This is a genomic window from Gilliamella sp. Fer4-1 (genome assembly GCF_001690515.1).
Classification (GTDB): domain Bacteria; phylum Pseudomonadota; class Gammaproteobacteria; order Enterobacterales; family Orbaceae; genus Gilliamella; species Gilliamella apicola_C.
The window spans coordinates 1-571 of the sequence record NZ_LZGZ01000080.1 but is presented as its reverse complement, the minus strand read 5'-3'; the positions used below and the strand labels follow the sequence as shown (position 1 = coordinate 571).

Genomic DNA, 571 nt, shown 5'->3' with positions numbered 1-571 from the left:
ATATTGTGAATAATTATTTTATTTCTAAAAATAATTATTATTAAATAACAAACAGTTATTTGTTATTTTGTTAAATATTAAAAAATATATGAAATTAATTTGAACTTTTTACTTTTTTAGTTGTCTATATTAACAGATTACGTTTTTCATTTTTTGCCCTCCACTCGATTTTTCGAGTGGATTTTTTTTGCCTAAAAACAAACTAAATACAAAAATGATACCTATTTTAAAATAAAAATAGAGTTATATTTTTTAATCAAATCCTTTCTTAATCTTTTTTAATTTAATATTGGCTACTAATTTTAGTAATAAATACCGTGCAATACGATATACTTTACTTTGATAACAATATTTATTAATGTGAACAAAGAGTATTATTATGTTATTTTCAAACAAAGCATCAGGGCACTTAATTGCATTAATGACCGTGTTTCTTTGGGGAACAACATTTATTGCGACTAAAGTTTTATTACTTGATTTCAAACCTGTGGAAATACTGTTTTTTCGATTCGGGCTTGGTTATTTATCCCTTTGGATACTATCACCACATTTTTTTTCTTGGCAGGGGATT

Annotated in this window: 1 protein-coding gene; it reads left to right on the top strand. The window is 24.2% G+C overall.

What is annotated here, in order from left to right:
* Positions 1 to 379 precede the first annotated feature (379 nt).
* The coding region (locus A9G30_RS02985) for an EamA family transporter (RefSeq protein WP_176700829.1) at positions 380 to 571 on the top strand (192 nt) is incomplete at its 3' end.